We start from the raw sequence: 19,312 nt of genomic DNA on the forward strand, positions 1-19,312 counted from the left end.
GGTGAATTCGGCCTAGGATCTCCGATTGTGAAAGCGCGTTCGCCCAGACTTCATCCGCCCGCCGACGGCCCGGTTCGGGACGGAATTCCCGAACATGGCCGCATTCCACGCTATTACGCGGTCAAAGTCGATCTGCTCGACGTGATCTCCGAATTGGGGCAGGGAGCGGTACTTCCCACCGAAAGGGAACTATCCGAAAGATTCGAGGTTTCCCGCGCCACGGTCCGCCAGGCCGTCGGTGAACTCGTGCTCGAAGGGCGGCTCAGCAGGCGGCAGGGGAGCGGCACGTACGTCGCGGGTCCCAAGCTCGTCCAGCCGCTCGCCTTGGTGAGTTACACCGAAGGACTCAGGAGGCAGGGCATTCGGCCGGGCCGGAATCTGATCTCACTGGAACGGCGTGAGGCGGGTCCGTCGCTGGCTTCGGAACTGGAAATCGATCCCGACGACGACGTCATCCACATCGAGCGGGTGCTGCTCGCCGACGACGAGCGGGTCGGGCTGGAATCGACCTATCTCACCGCCGAGCGATTCCCGACGCTGATGGATGTGTTCGATCCCACACAGTCGCTCTACGCGTGTTTGCGGGAGCGGCTCGGTGTGGTCTTCGACGGCGCCGAGGAGCGAGTCGAGACCGTGCTCGCCACGCCCCGGGAGGCTCTGCTGATCGGGACGAACCCCGCGCTGCCGATGCTGCTGATGCACCGGACCTCGTGGGGTACCGACGGGGTGCCCTTCGAGCGCGTCCGGTCACTGTTCCGGGGCGACAGGCTCTCCTTCGAGACCAGGCTCGGCCGCGTGGAGTAGCCCGCCCGCGCGACCAGTCCTCCAGTGGCGGTGCTTGCACTTTCAACGACCGCAACAAGAGGACTACTCGCGGTGAAATATAACGTAATGATAACAGGTCTGGTCCAAACTTCGGAGGTACTTCACCTGGGGTTAGGGCCGTCGTCACGGAGCGTTGGTGCGCGCAGGCGACCGTCTGCGGGGTGCGAATCCTCATCATCGGCGGCGGAGTGCTCGGCACTCAGCACGCCTGGCAGGCCGTCGAACGCGGCCACGAAGTCGTCCAGATCGAACGCGAACCCGAGGCCAGGGGCGCGTCCGTGCGCAACTTCGGGCTGGTCTGGGTCGGCGGTCGCGCCACCGGCCCCGAGCTGGAGACGGCGGCCAGGGCGCGGCTGCTGTGGGAGCGCATCGGCGAACGGGTGCCCGGGATCGGCTTCCGGCCGAACGGCTCGCTCACCGTCGTCCGCACGGAGGCCGAACTCGCCGTCGCCCGTGCCGCCGCGGCGAGCACGGAGGATCGTGGCTTCGAACTGCTCGACGCCACCGAGACCCGCGCGCTGAACCCGGCCCTGCGCGGCGACTTCCTCGGCGCGCTCTGGTGTGATCGCGACGGCGCCGTCGAACCGCGCGTCGCCCAGCCCGCCCTGCGCGGCGAACTGGCGAAGTCCGGCCGCTACACCTGGGTGCCCGGTCGCGAGATCCGCGACCTGACCGATCGTGGCGTCGTCGACGACACGGGCGAAACCCATGAAGGCGACGTCGTGGTGCTGTGCACCGGCGCCTGGACCGGTGGCCTGGTCAAGGAACTCGCCGGGCGGACCCCGGTCCGCCGGGTGCGGTTGCAGATGGCGCAGACCGAGCCGCTCGGCGAAACCCTCACCACCACGGTCGCCGACGCCGACAGCTTCCGCTACTACCCGGCGTACCGCGGCGAAGCGCTCGACAGCCTCAACGCCGGGCAGCCGCAGGGCGAGATCGCCGCGGCCAACGCCATGCAGTTGCTCATGGTCCAGCGTCTCGACGGCTCACTGACCATCGGCGACACCCACGAATACGACGAGCCGTTCTCCTTCGACACCACCGAAGACCCGTACGACCATCTGGCCGAGGTCGCCGGTGCGCTGCTCGGACGGCCGCTCCCGCGCATCGCCCGCCGCTGGGCAGGCGTCTACGCCCAGACCACCGACACCACCCGGATCGTGCATCGCGCCCGCGTCGCGGACAACGCGTGGCTCGTCACCGGCCCGGGTGGCCGGGGCATGACCTGCTCGCCCGCCATCGCCGAAGACACCGCCGAGGAGCTTTCATGGTGAACACCGAACTCGTCGTCCTGGACATGGCCGGGACCACCGTCGCCGACGACGGCCTGGTGATCCGCGCCTTCACCGCCGCGATCGCCGCCGCCGAAGTGTCCGAAGAGGACAGCCGCTTCCCCGGCATGCTCGACTACGTCGCCGAAACGATGGGGCAGTCCAAGATCGTCGTCTTCCGCGCACTGCTGGACGGGGACGAGGTCCTCGCCCAGCGCGCGAACACCGCCTTCCAGGACGCCTACGAGAAACTCGTCGCCGACGGCCACTGCGAGCCGGTCCCCGGCGCCGAGCAGACGATCCAGGAACTGCGCGCCCAAGGGGTGAAGGTCGCCCTCACCACCGGTTTCGCACCGGCCACGCAGAACGCGATCCTGGACACGCTGGGCTGGCACGGCCTCGCCGACGCCGTACTGGCGCCGGGCGAGGGCGTCCGCGGCCGCCCGTTCCCCGACCTCGTCCTCGCCGCCGCGCTGCGGCTCGAAATCAGTGACGTCCGCCGGATCGCCGTCGCGGGCGACACCCCGTCGGACGTCCAGACCGGCCTCTCCGCCGGAGCCTCGATCGTGGCCGGCGTGCTCACCGGATCGGCGAAGAAGCCGGAACTGGCAGCCGCCGGTGCCACCCACGTCCTCGAATCCGTCCGCGATCTCCCCGCCCTGCTGTCCTAAAAGGAGCTTTGACGACATGAAGAAACTCGCGGCCGCCGCCCTCGCCGGGCTGCTCACGATCACCTTGGCCGCCTGTGGCGGCACCGCCGGCGGCGCGTCCGGCGACCAGACCGTCACGATGTACACAGTGGACGGTCTCGAAGACTGGTACGCCCAGCGCGTCGAGGAGTTCAAGGCCAAGACCGGCATCACCGTCCAGGCGGTGACCGCCGGATCGGGCGAAGTCGCCTCGCGGGTGGAGAAGGAGAAGGCCAACACCCAGGCCGACATCCTGGTCACCCTCCCGCCGTTCATCCAGCGGGCCGCGTCGCAGGGGCTGCTCGCCATCACGGCGCCGTCCGGGATCGACCAGGTCCCCGCCGGGCAGAAGGACGGCCAGGGCCGCTACTTCGCCATCATGAACAACTACCTCAGCTTCATCCGCAACCCGCAGGCCTCGCCCAAGACCTGGGACGACCTCCTCGCGCCCGCGCTCAAGGGCAAACTCCAGTATTCGACCCCTGGCGAGGCCGGCGACGGCACGGCGGTCCTGCTGCAACTCCAGCACGTCCTCGGTGAACAGGGCGCGCTCGAATACCTCGCGAAGCTCGAAGCCAACAACGTCGGCCCGTCGTCCTCCACCGGCAAGCTTCAGCCGAAGGTGGCCAAGGCCGAGATCCTGGTGGCCAACGGCGACGTCCAGATGAACCTCGCCTCGATCGAAAAGAGCGGCGGCTTCGAGATCTTCTTCCCCGCCGACGCACAGGGCAAGCGGTCCACGTTCGCGCTCCCGTACTACGCCGGTCTCGTGAACAACGCGCCGCACGCGGAGAACGCCAAGAAGTTCCTGGACTTCCTGCTCTCGCCCGAGGTCCAGGGCAAGGCCGTGGACGCCTTCGGCGCACCGTCGCGGACCGACGTTACTCCGTCGGGCCCGCTAGCGGACAAGGTGAAGGCGGCGCTCGACGGCGTCGAGATCTGGCAGCCGGACTGGGACGCCGTCCTCGCGAAGCTCGACGCCGACCTCGCCGCGTACAAGAAGGCCGTTGGCCGATGACCCCGGCGGTCGAATTCCGCGGGGTTTCCGTCCACTTCGGACAGACGACCGCCCTCTCGCCACTGGACCTCACCGTGGCGAGAGGGGAGACCCTGGCCATGCTCGGGCCGTCCGGCTCCGGCAAGTCGACGGCTTTGAAGGCACTCGCCGGTTTCGTGGTGCCGAGCACCGGCCGGGTCCTGCTCGACGGCGAGGACGTCACCGACCTGCCGCCGCACCGGCGCGGCCTCGGCGTCGTCGTCCAGAGTTACGCGCTGTTCCCGCACATGCGTGTCGCGGCCAACGTCGCTTTCGGGCTCAAGGCACGGAAAACACCTCGTGCCGAGACGGCGAGCCGGGTCACCGAGGCACTCGAACTGGTCGGCATGGGCAAGTACGCCGACCGTTACCCGCGTGAGCTTTCGGGCGGGCAGCAGCAGCGGGTCGCGCTCGCCAGGGCACTGGCCATCCGGCCGCGTGTGCTGCTGCTGGACGAGCCACTGTCCGCTTTGGACGCCGCACTGCGTGAGGACATGGTCGCGGAACTGCTGCGGCTGCGGGCGGAACTGCCCGACACCACGTTGATCTACGTCACCCACGACCAGGGTGAGGCACTGGCGCTGGCCGACCGGATCGCCGTCATGCGTGATTCGAAACTGGTCGAACTCGGTCCGAGCCGCGAGCTGTACCAGCGTCCCTCGACCGAGTTCACCGCGAGCTTCCTCGGCGCGTCCAACCTGCTCCCGGTGGAACTGATCCAGCCCGACGGCACCCGGGTCCGGCTCGGCGATCGCGAGCTGGCGGCCGACCCGTCCGGTGTCATCCGGGCGGGCCAGCCCGTCGCGCTCGGCGTCCGGCCCCACCGGGTCGCGATCATCGCGGTGGACGCTCCCGGCGCGCTGCCCGCGGTCCTGCGCGGCGTCCAGTGGCGTGGCACGGGCTTCCGGCTCGATCTCGAACTCGCGCACGACGGGGGTGAGATCCGCGCCGAGGTTCCGGACGTCGAGGGGCTGCCGGGCGTGGGGGAGCGGGTCGGTGTGTCCATTCCGGACGGTTGCCCGCTGGTGGGCATCGGATGACCGGCCTCGCGCTGACCGCCACGGCGGCACCGGCGCGGCAGCGGGAGAAGCGGCCGGGCCACGGCTGGTTCCTGCTGCCGCCGGTGCTCGTGCTGCTCGGCTTCTTCGGCTACCCGCTCGTGCTGGTCATCCTGCAGTCCCTGGAATCGAAGACCGGCGAATTCGGCCTGTCGGTGTGGCTGGACGTCTTGGGGTCGGCGGAGTTCCGGGACGCCGCCTGGAAAACGGTCGCCCTCGCGCTGGGCGCGACAGCGGGCTGCGTCGTGCTCGGGACGTTCCTCGCGCTGGTGATCGCGTTCGTGCCGTTCCCCGGCGCGCGGACGCTCTCGCGGCTCGTGGACACCGTGCTCGCGTTCCCGTCGTTCCTGATCGCGCTCGCGTTCACCTTCATCTACGGCAGCGCGGGAATCCTCGGCGCGGGCGGGTTCCTGTACTCGCCGTTCGGGATCCTCCTGGCGGAGATCACCTTCTACACGCCGTTCGTGATGCGGCCGGCGCTCGCCGCGTTCGGCCAGGTCTCCTCGGCACAGATGGAGGTCGCGGCCAGTCTCGGCGCGAAACCCGGCCGCGTGCTGCGCCGGGTGATCCTTCCGGAAGCCTTGCCGTCCCTGGCTTCCGGCGCCTGCCTGACCATGCTGCTGGCGATGAACGAGTTCGGCATCGTGCTCTTCCTCGGTGCCAAGGACGTCACGACCCTGCCGATGCTGGTCTACGGCAAGGGAATCGTCACGTTCGACTTCCCGCAGGCGTGTGTCATCGCGGTGGTCAACGTCGTGTTCTCCCTCGCCCTGTACGGAACCTACCGGCGACTGACGAACGGAGGCCGTCGTGCTGCTGTGGACAAGGCGTAGCCGGATCCTGCTGTGGACGGTGTTCGCGGTGCTGTTCGCCGCGATCGTGCTGGCGCCGCTGCTGATGATCGTGCTGGCGTCGGTCGCGGGGAACTGGACCGGATTGCTGCCGGGGGCGCTCACCGGCTCGCATTTCGCGCAGGCGCTGTCCGGAGAGACGTTCGCGAGTCTCTCGGTGAGCATTCAGACCGGCGTCATCGCTTCGCTGGTCTCGGTACTGCTGGGGGCGTGGGCCGCGCTCGCGGCGCAGTCCGCTGGCCCTAGGGTGCGGAAAGCCGTCGACACCCTGTTCCACCTGCCGATCGCGGTGCCGTCGGTGGTGCTGGGACTGGCGTTGCTGGTCGCGTTCAGCCGTCCACCGATGGCCTTCAACGGCACGCGCTGGATCGTGCTGCTGGGGCACGTGATGATCCTGCTGCCGTTCTCCTACAGCACGGTCTCCGCCGCGATCGCGCGGATGGACCCGCTGCTGGCGCAGGCGGCGGCGAGCCTCGGCGCTGGGCCGGTCCGCGTACTGCTGCGGGTGCGGCTGCCGGTGCTGCTCCCGTCGATCTCGGCGTCGGCGAGTCTCGCGCTGGCGATGTCGATGGGTGAACTGGGCGCGACGATGATGCTGTACCCGCCGGACTGGCGCACGCTGCCCGCGAGCATTTTCGCGCTCACGGACCGGGGACAGGTGTTCCTGGCGTCGGCGAGCACGGTGCTGCTGCTGGCCGTCACCCTCGCCGGGGTGGTGATCCTCGGGCTCGTCCGTGGCCGTGCGGCACAGCGTTAAACGCAACCGTTTGCCCGCTTCATTCCGTCCAGCCGCCATGAAGAACGCAGCGAAGACGCTGGGCGCGGGGCTCGTGCTCGCCGTGACGGCCGCCTGCGGCGCGGGCGGACCGGCGAACACGAGCACCCCTCCGGTCGTCACCACACCGTCGGATCCGCCCACCTCACTCCCGGCGAGCCCGCCGGTCGCGAAACCACCGATCTCGCGGCCGACCGTCGGCCCGCCACCCTCGGACAAGATGCTGCCGCCGTCGCAGGTCGACGCCAAGGTGCCGGCGCAGGTCAGCGCCGAAGAAGGCGCGCTGGTGAAGGTGCACGTCGAGCTGAGCGGCTGCGACGAGGCGACGGCGAACCTGGCCGAGCAGAACGCCAAGCGGGTCGTGATCGAGGTGAAGATCGACCACGGCGAGCCGGGACGGATGTGCCCGCAGGTCATCCGCTACGCCGTCCTGCCGGTGAAGCTCGCTGAGCCGATCGGGCCGCGACCGGTCGTGCTGGAAGCGGGTTGAGATCAGGTGCAACCCCGCAGCGGCCCCGTTCCGTCCTAGCCGCATGAGGTACTTAACGAATGTCATCGGCCTTGGCCTGATCGTCGTTGCGGTATCCGCCTGCGGGGCGCAGAACCAGGCGGCGGAACCCGCGGCCGGACCCGGGAGCGGCACCCTGAGTACCGTGCCGCCGTCGTCGACCGCTCCGCCTTCCTCCGCGCCGACGTCCGCGCCGAGCCAGCCCGGAGTGCCCGGCGCACCACGCCAGGAGGTCCCGGAGGGCAGCACCAAACTGCCCGACAAGCAGCTCGACGCGTCGGCGCTCCCTGCGGACTATCCGCGTGAGGTGTACACGAGCAACGGCGGGACGATCCTGAACATCCGCGGCCAGGAAGGCGGCTGCGGGCACGCCACCGCGGAGGCCGCGCAGCAGGACGGCACCCGGGTCACCGTCAACCTGACCGAACTGAAGGGCCAGACCGACCAGATGTGCACGATGGACATCCGGCATCCGGTGATCTCGGTGTCGCTGGCGGCGCCGCTGGGTGAACGGACCGTCGTGTTGAAGCAGATGCGGTAACGCTCACTCGTGTTATGAACGGACCTTTCATAACAAAATTTGTTATGAAAGGTCCGTTCATAACAGTGCCAGGGCGGCCGGACGCCACGCGAGGGGTCAGCGGAAGCTGATCTGGAGCACCGGTTCCGAGGTGGCCTCGAAGAAGTCGTTGCCCTTGTCGTCGATGACGATGAACGCGGGGAAGTCCTCGACCTCGATCTTCCAGACCGCCTCCATCCCCAGTTCGGCGTACTCGAGGACGTCGACCTTCTTGATGCAGTCCTGCGCCAGCCGCGCGGCCGGGCCGCCGATCGAGCCGAGGTAGAACCCGCCGTGCTCGTTGCACGCCGCGGTCACCTTCTTGGACCGGTTGCCCTTCGCCAGCATCACCAGCGAGCCGCCCGCGGCCTGGAACTGCTCGACGTAGGAGTCCATCCGGCCGGCGGTGGTGGGCCCGAAGGAGCCCGACGCGTAGCCCTCGGGCGTCTTCGCGGGGCCCGCGTAGTACACGGGGTGGTCGCGAAGGTACTGAGGCATCTCTTCGCCCGCGTCGAGCCGCTCGGCGATCTTCGCGTGCGCGATGTCGCGGGCGACGACGAGCGGACCGGTCAGCGACAGGCGCGTTTTCACCGGCAGCTGCGAGAGCTGTGTGCGGATTTCGGCCATCGGGCGGTTGAGGTCGACGGTCACCACCTCGTCGGACAGGTCGTCCTCGGTGACGTCCGGCAGGAACCGCGCCGGGTCGCGCTCCAGTTGCTCCAGGAAGACGCCGTCCGCGGTGATCTTCGCCTTGGCCTGACGGTCGGCGGAGCACGAGACGGCGACGCCGACCGGGCAGGACGCGCCGTGGCGCGGCAGCCGGATCACGCGGACGTCGTGGCAGAAGTACTTGCCGCCGAACTGCGCGCCGATGCCGAACTGGCGGGTCATCTCCAGCACCTGCTGCTCGAGGTCGACGTCGCGGAAACCGTGGCCCAGCTCGGAACCCTCGGTGGGCAGGTCGTCGAGATAGCGGGCCGAAGCCAGCTTCGCGACCTTCAGGTTGAACTCCGCCGACGTGCCGCCGACGACGATCGCGAGGTGGTACGGCGGGCAGGCGGCGGTGCCGAGGCCGCGGAGTTTCTCGTCGAGGAACTTCGCGAGGCGCTTCGGGTTCAGGACCGCTTTGGTCTCCTGATAGAGGAATGTCTTGTTCGCGCTGCCGCCACCCTTGGCCATGAACAGGAATTCATAGCTGGGAACTTCGGCCTGCCCGGCTGTGTCGTCCTTGTGATAAAGCTCGATCTGCGCGGGCAAGTTGGTGCCCGTATTGCGCTCATCCCAGAAATTCACCGGCGCCATCTGGGAATAGCGCAGATTCAACTCCTGATAGGCGTCGAAAATGCCTCGCGACAACGCGCGTTCGTCGTCGGCGCCGGTGAGGACGCCTTCGCCGCGTTTGCCGATCACGATCGCGGTGCCGGTGTCCTGGCACATCGGGAGGACGCCGCCCGCGGAGATGGCCGCGTTGCGCAGCAGGTCCATCGCGACGAACCGGTCGTTGCCGCTCGCCTCCGGGTCGTCGATGATCGCGCGCAGCTGTGCCAGGTGTGACGAGCGCAACAGGTGCTGGATGTCGGTGATCGCGGTCTTGGCGAGCTTGGTCAGCGCTTCGGGCTCGACCTTGAGGAACTTGCGTCCCGCCGCCTCGACGACCTCGACACCTTCGGTGCCGATCAGCCGGTACTCGGTGCGGGTGTCCTTGGCGAGCGGAAGGACTTCAGTGTGCTGGAACGTGGTGGGCGCCACTGCGCGGGCTCCTTTGCCGGCATCGGGAACCCGCCAACGGTACCCAAGCCGGGCGGCGGCTTCCGAGAGGCCACGGCGGACGTAACCAGGGCCACTGCCGGTAGGCGCCGGGCAGGGGTGGGGCCGCGGACTTCAAGAGAAGAATCGGACCGTCTGCAATTCTCGCGCCGCACTTTGTCGCCGCGCCCCACAAAATGGTTCGGGAGGCCGGGCCCACCCCGACGGACCCGACCTCCCGGGGAAAGCGATCCGGGCGCGAACACCCGGCCGCGAAGACTTATTACCTGCTCGACGGTCTCGTGACGCAGGGCATAAGTCAACGCTGCCGAACGGGTGTTGCTTTTTCCGCGCCGAAAGGCCCAGTGAAGACTACGAAGCGTAGGCGCGCAGGCGATCGGCCCGCTCACCCTGACGCAGCTTCGACATGACCTCACGCTCGATCTGGCGAACGCGTTCACGGGACAGTCCGAAGAACTTGCCGATCTGGTCCAGCGTCCGGGGCTGGCCGTCGTCGAGACCGTAGCGGAGACGGATCACCTGGGACTCCCGGTCGTCCAGCGTCGCGAGCACGCGGCGCAGGTCGTCCTGGAGCAGACCGGAGATCACGGCGCTCTCGGCGTCGGTCGCCTCGGAGTCCTCGATGAAGTCACCGAGCGGGGCGTCCTCCTCCGTGCCGACCGGCATGTCGAGGCTCACCGGGTCACGCGAGTGGTCCAGCAGATCGGAGATCTTGTGCGCCGGAATGCCCGATTCGGCGGCCAGTTCCTCGTGCGTCGCGTCGCGCCCGAGCTGCTGGTGCAGATCGCGCTTGATACGGGCCAGCTTGTTCACCTGTTCCACCAGGTGAACCGGCAGCCGGATGGTGCGTCCCTGGTCGGCCATCCCCCTGGTGATGGCCTGGCGGATCCACCAGGTGGCGTAGGTCGAGAACTTGAACCCCTTGGAATAGTCGAACTTCTCCACCGCGCGGATCAGGCCCAGGTTCCCCTCCTGGATCAGATCGAGCAGCGGCATCCCCCGGCCGGTGTACCGCTTCGCGAGCGAGACCACGAGGCGGAGGTTGGCCTCCAGCAAGTGGTTCTTCGCGACGTGGCCGTCACGCACGAGAGCGGACATCTCGGAGCGCCGCTTCGGCGTGAGGCTCTCGGCGGTGTCCAGCATGTGCTGGGCGAACACTCCGGCTTCGATGCGCTTCGCCAGCTCCACCTCGTCGGCGGCGGACAGCAGCGCCGTCTTGCCGATTCCGTTGAGGTACACGCGAACGAGGTCCGCGGCCGGGCTCTGGGCGTCGAGGTCGGCGTCGGTGAGGGCCCCCGCGCTCACCGGCTCCTGGGTGGATTGCGCCGGGATACGGCGCTCGCGAATCCCGCGCGCTTCGCGTTCGAGAGTCTGGACTGACATTCTGCCTCCCCGGTCACGGGCTGAACGTGCTGCGATGTGTCCGCCGGATCCGCCTCGGCGTAGCAAGCCCTGTGGAAAACCCGCTACTCCTCGTCGGCCCAGCTTGGCTGGACACTTCGCTCAACGCCGGGAGGGTCGAAAACGTTCCCGGCCGCTATACCGGAGACGGGCGGCTGACCTGGGGCGTTGCTCGACCAACCCTGAGCTTTTCCTGAGAATGCGCGTGCGGGGGAGAAACAACGTGGTCTAGACCTCTATGAGAAGAGTGAAAGGACCGTCGTTCACGCTCCGGACCGCCATCATGGCCCCGAACCGGCCGGTTTCGACCCGCGCGCCACGTTCGCGCAAGGCGTCGACGACGGCCGTCACGAGCGGTTCGGCGATTTCGGGGCGGGCGGCCGCCGAGNNGGCCGCCGTCCACGACGGACGGCGGCCTTTGCGGGTATCGCCATAAAGGGTGAACTGGCTTACGACAAGTAGGGGAGCGCCGGTGGTGGCACACGACTCCTCGTCACGAAGTATGCGTGCTTCGTGCAGTTTGCGTGCCATCGTGGCCGCCTTCGTCACGTCGTCGTCGACGTGAATTCCCAGCAGTACCAGCAAACCCGGTTCGCCGATGGCACCCGTCACCTCGTCGCCGACGGTCACGCTCGCTTCCGTGACCCGCGTCACCACCGCCCGCATCAGACGGCGGGCAGCAGCATGCCGTGCCGGACCAGTTCGCGGACGACGGGCAGCGCGGCGGCGGCCAGTTCCTCCGGTTCGAGGCCCCGCGCGGCCGCCAGGAGCACGATCAGGTCTTCCAGCGGCAGAGCGCCCTGGCAGCCGGCGAGCAGCCGGGTCGCCAGTTCGTCGACTTCGTGCGACCACCCCGGGCCGTCGGTGCGATGCAGCCGCTGGACGGTCGTTGCCCAGCCCTCCACACCCGGCTCCGCGACGCTCTCCAGAAGGACGCTTTCCGGGACGCGGAATCGGACATCCAGTAACGAATCCCCGTTCGTGCGCAGCCACTCCACCCGGTCCAGCCAGTTCGCCGCCTCGGCGCCCAGCGGGTCGTCGTAGGCCTGGCGAAGGTCCTCGCACACGATCGTCGGCGTCCGGCCCGAGGCGTGGCGGAGGGTGACGAAGCCGAAACCGATGCCCTGGACGTCGTTCTCGGCGAACCAGTCGAGCCAGGCGCCGGATTTCGCCCGGCCCTCGGGGGAGCGGGGGTCGATACCCGCGTCGCGCAGCCACGTGCCGACGTACAGGCCCGGATCCGCGATGTCGCGCTGCACGAACCAGGCGTCGGTCTCGGCGGGCAGCCAGCGGGTCACCCGATCGCCCCAGTCCTCGCCCTCGACGTGCAGCCAGGACGCGAGGAGGTGGCCGGTGCCACCGTCTTCGAGGAACCCGGGCAGCTGCCGCACCACGAGCGCGCTGGCGTCGTCGCCGGCCAGACCGGAGTCGCGGTAGGTGTAGTCCACCCGGGGCGGGCCGACCACGAACGGCGGATTGCAGACGATCTGGTCGAACCGGCGCCGCGCGACCGGCGCGAACCATTCGCCCCGTACGAGTTCGACGTCCAATTCGTTGAGCCGGAAGGTGGCCGCGGCGAGCGCCAGCGCGCGGGCCGAGACATCGGTGGCGGTGACCTTCTTCGCGTGACGGGTGGCGTGCAGCGCCTGGACGCCGTTGCCGGTGCCGAGGTCGAGGAGACTGCCGACCTCGCGGCGGCTGGTCGCTCGGATCAGGCTGAGCGACGCGTGCCCGACGCCGAGGACGTGGTCCTCGGGCACGGTCTGGCCGAGGATGTCCGCGTCCAGGTCCGCAACGACCCACCATGAGCCGTTGTCGTCGCCGTGCGGGCGGACGTCGAGACCGGCCCGGTAGCCGTCGGCGGCGGGGACGAGCAGCGTCGCGGCGACCGCGTCATCGATCGGCAGTGGCGCGAATGCGGCCTCGACGTCCTTCTCCGGTTCGGTCGAGCCCAGCAGGAACAGCCGGATCAGCGTGCCGAGTTCGCCGGAATCGCGGGTCGCGCGATGGGCCGGTTCGGGTTCGCCGCGGCCGAGGGCGGCGTGCGCGGAACCGAGCACGTCGACCACGCCGTCGGCGTCGTATCCAGTCCGGCGGAAGGCGTCCCGCAGCCTGGCGCAGACGTCGTCGGACAGGTCGGGGAGGGCCGCTTGTGTGCTCACGGTGGGTGATTGTGCCGGAGGAGGTGTGATCGGGCTTCTGCTCACGGTGGGTAATACTGTCAGGATGAGGTCGTGAGCCTTGAAAGTGTCCTGGCACCGCTGCGAGCGGCGCTGCCCGGATTGGAAGACCTGTACACCGACCTCCACCGGCATCCGGAGCTGTCGTTCGCCGAAACCCGCACCGCCGCCGAACTGGCCCGGCGACTGGAGGCCGACGGCTACGAGGTGCACACCGGCATCGGGCGCACCGGCGTCCTGGGCGTGCTTCGCAACGGGCCCGGCCCGAAGGTGATGCTGCGCGCCGACATCGACGCGCTGCCGGTCGAGGAGAAGACCGGCCTGCCCTACGCGAGCACCGCGCGTGGTGTCGACGCCGAAGGCCGCGACGTGCCGGTGATGCACGCCTGTGGCCACGACATGCACGCCACCTGGCTCTCCGGCGCAGCCTCCCTGCTGGCGTCCGGGCGCGAGCACTGGTCCGGCACGCTGATGGTCGTCTTCCAGCCGGGGGAGGAGGCAGGGGACGGCGCGGTCGGGATGGTCCGTGACGGCGTTTTCGAGCCCGCCGGCAAACCCGACGTCGTGCTCGGCCAGCATGTCGTGCCCGGTCCGGCGGGCTGGGTGCTGACCAGGCCCGGCGTGATCATGGCCGCCACCGACGCGCTCCGCGTCACGCTGCACGGCCGGGGCGGGCACGGCTCGCGCCCCGAGACCACGGTGGATCCCGCGGTGCTCGCCGCGTCCGTGGTGCTCAAGCTCCAGACCGTCGTTTCGCGGGAGATCCCGGCGACCGAGTCGGCCGTGGTGACCGTCGGGTCGCTGCACGTCGGCACCGCGCACAACATCATCGCCGACCACGCGGTCCTCGAGATCAACATCCGGTCGTTCGACCAGGCGGTGCGGGAGAAGGTCGTCGCGGCGGTCGAGCGGATCGTCAACGGCGAGGCGGCGACCGCGGGCGCGCCGAAGGCGCCGGAGATCGAGCGCATCGGCGCCTTCCCGGTCACCGAGAACGACGAGAAGGCCACCGAAGGTCTCGCCGCCGCTTTCCGTGACCACTTCGGTGAGGGCCGGGTCATGCCCGCGCCGCTGGTCACCGGGAGCGAGGACTTCAGCGAGTTCGGCCGCGCCGCCGGGGTGCCGTCGGTGTTCTGGCTGGTCGGCGGGCTGGACGAGGGCCAGGTGCTCTCCGCGATGACCGGCGGCCGGTTCGAACAGGACATCCCGTCGAACCACTCGCCGCTCTTCGCGCCGATCCCGCATCCGACGCTTTCGGCGGGCGTGGAGGCGCTCGTGGTCGCGGCCTTGCACCGGCTCACCCACCCGGGTGTCAAATGAGCCCGGCGAGTGGGAGCATGGAAGCCGGAGGTGGTGCTGTGAACGCGCCCGCCCACGGTCCCGAACCGAGGGAACCCGCTCCGGTGCTGATCACCGAAGCCGCCCCGTCCTACGAAGAGCAACTCGCCAAGCGGAAGCGGAAGTACATCATCATGATGTCGTTCCGCATCCCGTGTCTCATCCTCGCCGGGATCTTCTACGAGACCTGGTGGCTCGCGCTGGCGCTGATCGCGATCTCGATCCCGCTGCCCTGGATCGCCGTCCTGGTGGCCAACGACCGGCCGCCGCGCAAGAGCGAGACGGTCAACCGTTTCCAGGCCGAACCGACCCGTATCGAGGGCGGCAACCATCGAGTCATCGACGGCGGCTGACGCGCTTCGCGTGTGTTATGAACGGACCGTTTATAACAAAATCCGTTATGAACGGTCCGTTCATAACACCTGCGCTACGGCTGAGGCCCGACCTTCGCGACCGCGCGGGCACCCAGCCGGGTACCGGCCCGAAGAACCTCGACGGTGGACTCGCCGCGCAGCCACGCCGCGAGCACACCGGCGTCGAAGGCGTCCCCGGCGCCGGTGGAGTCGATGCAGTCGACGGGTTGCGACGGCACCGAGGTGATGGTGCCGCCCGCGTCGATCCAGCTGGCGCCGCCGAGCCCCGCGGTGACCACGACCTCGCCCACGTAGTCCAGCAGTTCCGTCGCCGCCTCCGGATCACTCGACCCGGTCAGCGCGACGAGTTCGCTCGTGTTCGGCATCAGCAGGTCGACGCCGCGCACGTCGTCGAGGAAGGCCGCCGGGTCGGTGATCAGCGTCGCCGCCTGCGGATCGACCGACGTCGTCAGCCCGGCCTTCTTCGCCGCCGCTAGCGCGGCGAGCGCCGCGGGCCGCGACGACGGCTGCAGCAAGACGTAGCCCGACAGGTGCAGGTGACTTGCTCCGGTCAGCGCCTCCTCGGTGATGTCGGAGGGACTGAACCGGGAGTTCGCGCCGCGGTCGGCGAGCATGCTCCGCTCACCGGCGCCGTCGACGAGCACCACGACGCAGAACGTCGGTTCGTCGGGGTCCACCGCGAATTCGCAGCGGACGCCCGCCGCTTCCAGCTCGCTCTTCACCATGCGGCCGCCGGAATCGTCGCCGATCCGGGCGATCAGCGTGGTCTCCGCGTCCTCGGCGCGCAGCCAGAGCGCGGTGTTCGCCCCCGCGCCGCCGCTGGTGAAGTGGACCTTCGCGCGGATGTCGCCGCCGTGCGGGATGGGGCCCTCGTGCCGCGCGACCACGTCGAGGCCGACGTCGCCGACGACGACGATGCCGCTGCTCCCGCTCATGCCGCGTTCCCGGCGAGCGCGACGGCGACCTCGGTGGCCAGTTCCGCGTTGGACAGCACCAGTGCCTCGTTCGCGTCGAGGCTCACGCCGCCGCTGGCGGTGTGGAAGTGCTCCAGCAGCACCGGTGTCACGTCCTTGCCGTGCACTCCTCGCGACCGCAGGAGTTCGAGCCCCTCGGCCAGCAAGCGGTCGTGCAGCTCTCTGTCCATTTCGGACGCTTCCGGAATCGGGTTCGCCAGCAGTACCCCGGAATCGGCGTGCGCGCGATGCGCGGCGATGACCGCGGCGGCCCGCGCGGCGTCGTCGACCCGCCACGGCACCTCGAATCCGGACGAGCGGAGGTAGAACGCGGGGAACTCGCTGGTGCGGTAGCCCAGCACGGGCACCGAGTTGGTCTCCAGCACCTCGAGGGTCGCCGCGATGTCGAGCACCGATTTCACACCGGAGCAGACGACCGTGGTCGGTACCTTCGCGAGCACGCCCAGATCCGCCGAGACGTCCCAGCTCCGTGCCGCGCCCTGGTGCACGCCGCCGAGGCCACCGGTGGCGAACATGCCGATCCCGGCCGCGGCGGCGAGCGCCGCGGTGCTCGCGACCGTCGTCGCCCCGGACCGGCCGAGGCCGACGGCCGGGCCGAGGTCGCGCAGGGAGAGCTTGTCCAGGTCGGCGCCGGGCGCGCAGACGCGCTCCAGCTGCTCGCCGGTGAGCCCGACCAAGGGGACGCCGTCGAGCACGGCGATCGTCGCGGGGACGGCGCCGCCGACCCGGACGGCCTTTTCCAGCCGCCGGGCGACGTCGAGGTTGCGGCCGGGCGGGAGACCGTGGGAGAGGATGGTGCTCTCCAGCGCGACGACGGGATCACCGGCGGCGAGGGCGGAGGCGACCTCTTCGTGAAGGGACAGTTGCGGAGTCACGAACGAACATCATCGGTGATGTGGGTCCGCGTCACGCCATCGGGTCAGTTCGTTCGCGAGGTTCTCCCGCGCCTTGCCCTCCCAGCGTGCCCGAGCGATGTCGCTGCGGTACAACCGCGGCCGGGCCAGCAGGTTCTCCAGCACGGCCACCCGCCCCGCACGCCAGTCTTCGTCGGAGTAGATCGAGTACTCCGCCCGGACACCGGCCGCGTAGTCCTCGTACACCTCGGGTTTGGCGCCGAGAATCGCGAGGTCGGTGTCGAGCACTGCGGTGGCGAGGAGGTCTTCCCCCGGCGCGGAGTGCTCGATCGTGGCGAGGACGAGTTCCTCCGCGCGGGTGATGTCGGCGTCGGGGACCCCGGCGTTGGTGAGCTCGTCGCGGGTCCAAGCCGCGCTGGCCCGTTCGTCGTCGCCGGGACGGGCGTCGTAGACGACGTCGTGCGCCCAGGCGGCGACGGCGACGATCGCCCGGTGCCGGGCACTCAGGCCGAGCGCGACGGCGAGGTCGCCGCTGTCGTGGGCGACGGCGGTGACGTGCCGGAGATCGTGATAGTGGCGGTGCGGCTCGGCGTAGCGGGTCTCGAGGTCGTTCCACGCGACCGCGGCGACCTGGTGATCGCCGCCGAGCCGCGTGATCGCGGGCAGCCAGTCCATCAGTCGAAGATTCCGCGCGACTTGGCCACCTCGTGCAGCCATCCCTCGAGCTGTGGCTCCCACTTGACCCGGTCCAGCGCCCCGTGGTCGACCTTGAACAGGCCGAGGAACTCCTGCCCGCGCCCGCCGAACCCGCCGCTCTTGGACACCCGGACCCGTTTGGTCACCTCCAGCACGACCTGCGTCTCCGCCGCCGAGGACAGGAAGGTGACCGCCACCGAGGTGAAGACGTTCGCGAACCGCGGCGAGGGGGTGAAGCGGATCTCCTGGAAGAACGGGAGCTGCTGGGTCGCGCCGTTGATCCGGCCGCGTTCGAGCACGGCCTCGCGGAAGACGAAGCCGATCCGGCTGAAGGCGTCCAGTATCCGTTTCTGCGCGGGCAGCGGCTCGATCGCGGCGGCGTCGACGTCGGCCGGGTCGGTGACGGAGTTCGCGATGTCGAGGCTGGTCTGCAGGCCGACGGCCATGCCGTGCAGTGGGTTGCCGAAGACACTGGAGATCGGCGTCTCCCATGGCAGGGCGACCTCGAACGGGATGCGGATCTGCCGGCCGGGCGTGACGCGTTCGCGGCCGGCCAGCTGCTGGGTGCCGAATTCGAGGTCCTCGAACTTGGGGCTGTGCTCGTCCGGCGCCTGGACGCGGGCGAGCAGCTTCACCGAGAGACCGTTGATCTCTTGATCGACTTCGCCGCCGAGCAGCAGGACCTCGCCCCGCAGAGGGCGGCCGGGGGAGACCGAACGGTCGAGCAGCCGGGCGTCGATCTTGGCTCCGCCCGAACCGAATGTCGCGAGCACCTTCTGGAACATGGCCGAGATCCTGCCAGGTCCCCGGTGTGCGCAGGAGTTTTGGGGCATTATGGAGGGGTGAGTACACAGACCCTTCCGAAGCCGGATACCCGTCCCGAGGGCACCGACGGCACCGACGACGACGCGCCGAAGATGTTCCACTACGTGCGCAAGAACAAGATCGCCGAAAGCGCGGTCATGGGCACGCACGTGGTGGCGCTGTGCGGCGAGGTCTTCCCGGTGACGAAGTCGGCGAAGCCCGGTTCGCCGGTTTGCCCGGACTGCAAGAAGATCTACGAAGGTCTCAAGCCGGGCGACTGACACCTGGCCGTCCGGTGTCCGAAACCGGACAAGATCTGAAAATCCTTCACATGGTGGCTGTCCGTCCCGGTGATCGCTGGTAATCAGTACCCGCCAGCGAAAACCCCGCCGGGACGGAGCCTTCATGCGTAGAACCGGGATCGTGCTCGCCATCGCCGCGTTGGTCGCGGTGTTCTCACCAGCCGCCGCCCAGGCCGTGACAGGCTGGACCACGGTCGGTTCGGACAACGCCCGCCCGCTCGACGAGGGCCAGGGTCTGGCCACCATCGAACGGCCGTCCGGGACCGTCTACCGCTACACCGGGATCACGACCGTTCCGGTCGACCTGTCCTCGAAGGGCTGGGGTCATGTCGGCGACCCGGGTTCGGCGCAAGGCTGGTACGTCGAGCCGTACCAGCGCGACGACAGGGGCGCGAAGCTCTTCCGCGTCGAGTCGCCGAACGGGACCTGGGCGAACTACACGCATACGCTGGAATCGTGGGAAGCGAACAACAACTCGTTCGCCGCCGTGACCCCCGACGCGCGCTGGATGGTGGCCGGCGAGTGGGGCACGATGGACCGGCTGCTCGTGCACCCGATGCCTGGCGTCGCGCATACGAACCCGTCGGCGAACCTGCCGTATTCGTCCGCGATCCGGCTCGACCGGCCGGTGCGGGACATCCAGGGCTGCGACTTCGTCACCGCGACGCGGCTGCTGTGCTCCTCCGACGACCCCGAGGGCTCGCTGTTCGGGACGACCAAACCGCTGCTCCAGGTGGATCTCTCCGGTGCGCTTTCCGGTTCGGACGTCACCGGCCGGGTGACGTCGCTCGGGCAGCTGCCCCTGAAGAGCACCTGTAGCGGGAACTTCGAAACCGAAGGCGTCGACGTCGCCGCCGACGGGACCCTGCGGGTCGTGGTCCTGTCGCCTTCGTGGTGCGTGGCCTTCGACAGCAAGACCTGGCGGTTCCGGAAGGCGTGAGCGATGTCGCGAAAGCCACTTTCGGGACGTCAGATGTCCCGAAAGTGGCTTTCGCGACGTGTGGAGCGAGAGTCCACAGCGGACTGTCGCTGGTGAGCCCCCTGCGACTC

At 69.3% G+C, this 19,312-nt stretch carries 21 protein-coding genes; 13 read left to right on the forward strand and 8 right to left on the reverse strand.

Annotated elements, in window-relative coordinates; all coding sequences use genetic code 11:
* Nucleotides 1–27 precede the first annotated feature (27 nt).
* The 9 genes from BS329_RS24090 (at nucleotide 28) to BS329_RS24130 (ending at nucleotide 7,554) form a co-directional block, all read left to right on the forward strand.
* A complete protein-coding gene (locus BS329_RS24090; RefSeq protein WP_076163527.1) occupies nucleotides 28–804 on the forward strand; it encodes a GntR family transcriptional regulator in 777 nt (258 codons plus the stop codon).
* 182 nt (nucleotides 805–986) lie between these two features.
* Complete coding sequence (locus tag BS329_RS24095; protein ID WP_076163528.1) at nucleotides 987–2,099, forward strand: TIGR03364 family FAD-dependent oxidoreductase; 1,113 nt, start codon at nucleotides 987–989, stop codon at nucleotides 2,097–2,099.
* On the forward strand, nucleotides 2,093–2,767 hold the full coding sequence (locus BS329_RS24100) for a phosphonatase-like hydrolase (RefSeq protein WP_076163529.1): 675 nt from the start codon (nucleotides 2,093–2,095) through the stop codon (nucleotides 2,765–2,767). Before BS329_RS24095 ends, BS329_RS24100 begins: the two co-directional genes overlap by 7 nt.
* Before the next feature lie 16 nt (nucleotides 2,768–2,783).
* The gene (locus BS329_RS24105) at nucleotides 2,784–3,803 is read left to right on the forward strand and encodes a 2-aminoethylphosphonate ABC transporter substrate-binding protein (RefSeq protein ID WP_076163530.1); all 1,020 of its coding nucleotides are present in this window, start codon (nucleotides 2,784–2,786) and stop codon (nucleotides 3,801–3,803) included.
* Complete coding sequence (locus tag BS329_RS24110; protein WP_076163531.1) at nucleotides 3,800–4,861, forward strand: ABC transporter ATP-binding protein; 1,062 nt, start codon at nucleotides 3,800–3,802, stop codon at nucleotides 4,859–4,861. The genes BS329_RS24105 and BS329_RS24110 overlap by 4 nt, the downstream gene beginning before the upstream one ends.
* Entirely contained in the window at nucleotides 4,858–5,712 is an 855-nt protein-coding gene (locus BS329_RS24115) for a 2-aminoethylphosphonate ABC transporter permease subunit (protein WP_076163532.1), read from the forward strand. The genes BS329_RS24110 and BS329_RS24115 overlap by 4 nt, the downstream gene beginning before the upstream one ends.
* On the forward strand, nucleotides 5,690–6,487 hold the full coding sequence (locus BS329_RS24120; protein WP_076163533.1) for an ABC transporter permease: 798 nt from the start codon (nucleotides 5,690–5,692) through the stop codon (nucleotides 6,485–6,487). The genes BS329_RS24115 and BS329_RS24120 overlap by 23 nt, the downstream gene beginning before the upstream one ends.
* 37 nt (nucleotides 6,488–6,524) lie before the next feature.
* Nucleotides 6,525–6,995, forward strand: a complete 471-nt coding sequence (locus tag BS329_RS24125; RefSeq protein WP_076163534.1) for a hypothetical protein — start codon at nucleotides 6,525–6,527, stop codon at nucleotides 6,993–6,995.
* Between the two features lie 43 nt (nucleotides 6,996–7,038).
* Nucleotides 7,039–7,554 carry a hypothetical protein gene (locus BS329_RS24130; RefSeq protein WP_244197274.1) on the forward strand — a complete coding sequence of 172 codons (516 nt, stop codon included), beginning with the start codon at nucleotides 7,039–7,041 and terminating at the stop codon, nucleotides 7,552–7,554.
* A gap of 96 nt (nucleotides 7,555–7,650) precedes the next feature.
* On the opposite strand, the gene BS329_RS24135 is transcribed toward BS329_RS24130, so the two are convergent.
* The 4 genes from BS329_RS24135 to BS329_RS24150 form a co-directional block, all read right to left on the reverse strand.
* Nucleotides 7,651–9,321, reverse strand: a complete 1,671-nt coding sequence (locus BS329_RS24135) for a fumarate hydratase (protein WP_076163536.1) — start codon at nucleotides 9,319–9,321, stop codon at nucleotides 7,651–7,653.
* A gap of 369 nt (nucleotides 9,322–9,690) precedes the next feature.
* Entirely contained in the window at nucleotides 9,691–10,722 is a 1,032-nt protein-coding gene (locus tag BS329_RS24140) for a sigma-70 family RNA polymerase sigma factor (protein ID WP_076163537.1), read from the reverse strand.
* Between the two features lie 246 nt (nucleotides 10,723–10,968).
* Entirely contained in the window at nucleotides 10,969–11,406 is a 438-nt protein-coding gene (gene dtd, locus BS329_RS24145; protein ID WP_076163538.1) for a D-aminoacyl-tRNA deacylase, read from the reverse strand.
* Nucleotides 11,406–12,902, reverse strand: coding sequence for a DUF7782 domain-containing protein (locus BS329_RS24150; protein WP_076163539.1), 1,497 nt, complete (start codon nucleotides 12,900–12,902; stop codon nucleotides 11,406–11,408). The genes dtd and BS329_RS24150 overlap by 1 nt, the downstream gene beginning before the upstream one ends.
* 72 nt (nucleotides 12,903–12,974) lie before the next feature.
* Here BS329_RS24150 and BS329_RS24155 point away from each other — a divergent pair, with 72 nt between their 5' ends.
* The gene (locus BS329_RS24155; protein WP_076163540.1) at nucleotides 12,975–14,240 is read left to right on the forward strand and encodes an amidohydrolase; all 1,266 of its coding nucleotides are present in this window, start codon (nucleotides 12,975–12,977) and stop codon (nucleotides 14,238–14,240) included.
* 17 nt (nucleotides 14,241–14,257) lie between these two features.
* Nucleotides 14,258–14,611, forward strand: a complete 354-nt coding sequence (locus BS329_RS24160) for a DUF3099 domain-containing protein (protein ID WP_076163541.1) — start codon at nucleotides 14,258–14,260, stop codon at nucleotides 14,609–14,611.
* A gap of 74 nt (nucleotides 14,612–14,685) precedes the next feature.
* Here the strand turns inward: BS329_RS24160 and BS329_RS24165 are convergent, their stop codons facing one another.
* From BS329_RS24165 to BS329_RS24180, 4 genes are read right to left on the reverse strand one after another with little or no spacing between them, the layout of a single operon-like run.
* On the reverse strand, nucleotides 14,686–15,567 hold the full coding sequence (locus BS329_RS24165) for a carbohydrate kinase family protein (RefSeq protein ID WP_076163542.1): 882 nt from the start codon (nucleotides 15,565–15,567) through the stop codon (nucleotides 14,686–14,688).
* Entirely contained in the window at nucleotides 15,564–16,481 is a 918-nt protein-coding gene (locus BS329_RS24170) for a pseudouridine-5'-phosphate glycosidase (RefSeq protein WP_076163543.1), read from the reverse strand. The genes BS329_RS24165 and BS329_RS24170 overlap by 4 nt, the downstream gene beginning before the upstream one ends.
* Before the next feature lie 9 nt (nucleotides 16,482–16,490).
* Nucleotides 16,491–17,135 (reverse strand): HD domain-containing protein, encoded by a 645-nt coding sequence (locus BS329_RS24175; protein WP_076163544.1) that lies wholly within the window; start codon nucleotides 17,133–17,135, stop codon nucleotides 16,491–16,493.
* A complete protein-coding gene (locus tag BS329_RS24180) occupies nucleotides 17,135–17,941 on the reverse strand; it encodes a sporulation protein (protein ID WP_076163545.1) in 807 nt (268 codons plus the stop codon). The genes BS329_RS24175 and BS329_RS24180 overlap by 1 nt, the downstream gene beginning before the upstream one ends.
* A gap of 57 nt (nucleotides 17,942–17,998) precedes the next feature.
* On the opposite strand from BS329_RS24180, the gene BS329_RS24185 reads away from it, so the two are divergent.
* Together BS329_RS24185 and BS329_RS24190 are read left to right on the forward strand one after the other, a co-directional pair.
* Nucleotides 17,999–18,241 carry a DUF3039 domain-containing protein gene (locus tag BS329_RS24185; RefSeq protein WP_076163546.1) on the forward strand — a complete coding sequence of 81 codons (243 nt, stop codon included), beginning with the start codon at nucleotides 17,999–18,001 and terminating at the stop codon, nucleotides 18,239–18,241.
* 124 nt (nucleotides 18,242–18,365) lie between these two features.
* Nucleotides 18,366–19,202, forward strand: a complete 837-nt coding sequence (locus BS329_RS24190; protein ID WP_076163547.1) for a hypothetical protein — start codon at nucleotides 18,366–18,368, stop codon at nucleotides 19,200–19,202.
* The last annotated feature ends 110 nt before the right edge of the window (nucleotides 19,203–19,312 follow it).

The sequence above is a fragment of the Amycolatopsis coloradensis genome (assembly GCF_001953865.1).
GTDB classification, from domain to species: domain Bacteria; phylum Actinomycetota; class Actinomycetes; order Mycobacteriales; family Pseudonocardiaceae; genus Amycolatopsis; species Amycolatopsis coloradensis.

Excerpts from the sequence above, each read along its gene's own strand:
- BS329_RS24100 (WP_076163529.1), top strand. The coding sequence starts at position 2,093 with ATGGTGAACACCGAACTCGTCGTCCTGGACATGGCCGGGACCACCGTC.
- BS329_RS24105 (WP_076163530.1), top strand. The coding sequence starts at position 2,784 with ATGAAGAAACTCGCGGCCGCCGCCCTCGCCGGGCTGCTCACGATCACC.
- BS329_RS24110 (WP_076163531.1), top strand. The coding sequence starts at position 3,800 with ATGACCCCGGCGGTCGAATTCCGCGGGGTTTCCGTCCACTTCGGACAG.
- BS329_RS24115 (WP_076163532.1), top strand. The coding sequence starts at position 4,858 with ATGACCGGCCTCGCGCTGACCGCCACGGCGGCACCGGCGCGGCAGCGG.
- BS329_RS24125 (WP_076163534.1), top strand. The coding sequence starts at position 6,525 with ATGAAGAACGCAGCGAAGACGCTGGGCGCGGGGCTCGTGCTCGCCGTG.
- BS329_RS24130 (WP_244197274.1), top strand. The coding sequence starts at position 7,039 with ATGAGGTACTTAACGAATGTCATCGGCCTTGGCCTGATCGTCGTTGCG.
- BS329_RS24140 (WP_076163537.1), bottom strand. The coding sequence starts at position 10,722 with ATGTCAGTCCAGACTCTCGAACGCGAAGCGCGCGGGATTCGCGAGCGC.
- BS329_RS24160 (WP_076163541.1), top strand. The coding sequence starts at position 14,258 with ATGGAAGCCGGAGGTGGTGCTGTGAACGCGCCCGCCCACGGTCCCGAA.
- BS329_RS24165 (WP_076163542.1), bottom strand. The coding sequence starts at position 15,567 with ATGAGCGGGAGCAGCGGCATCGTCGTCGTCGGCGACGTCGGCCTCGAC.
- BS329_RS24175 (WP_076163544.1), bottom strand. The coding sequence starts at position 17,135 with ATGGACTGGCTGCCCGCGATCACGCGGCTCGGCGGCGATCACCAGGTC.
- BS329_RS24180 (WP_076163545.1), bottom strand. The coding sequence starts at position 17,941 with ATGTTCCAGAAGGTGCTCGCGACATTCGGTTCGGGCGGAGCCAAGATC.
- BS329_RS24190 (WP_076163547.1), top strand. The coding sequence starts at position 18,366 with ATGCGTAGAACCGGGATCGTGCTCGCCATCGCCGCGTTGGTCGCGGTG.